At 46.1% G+C, this 230-nt stretch carries 1 rRNA gene; it reads left to right on the forward strand.

Annotated features, from left to right (window positions below):
- Positions 1-155: 155 nt before the first annotated feature.
- Positions 156-230 (forward strand): 23S ribosomal RNA (locus QE109_RS17695); the annotation flags it as partial.

Here is a 230-nt window from a genome sequence, read left to right on the forward strand (position 1 = left end):
GACATTCAAACGCAACGCAAGTTGCGTCGCCGACGAGAAATTCATTTCTTGAAGGCACAAGTAAAAAATGTATCTAAATGAGGCAATGCAAAATCGCAACGCTCTAGAAACTAACGTTTCTCACGAGCGAATGACGACACTGCGTGTCGCATATAGGTCAAGTTAATAAGAGCATAGGGCGGATGCCTTGGCACTAGGAGCCGAAGAAGGACGTGGTAAGCTGCGAAAAG

The organism is Fusibacter bizertensis (assembly GCF_029914245.1).
Classification (GTDB): Bacteria; Bacillota; Clostridia; order Peptostreptococcales; family Acidaminobacteraceae; genus Fusibacter_C; species Fusibacter_C bizertensis.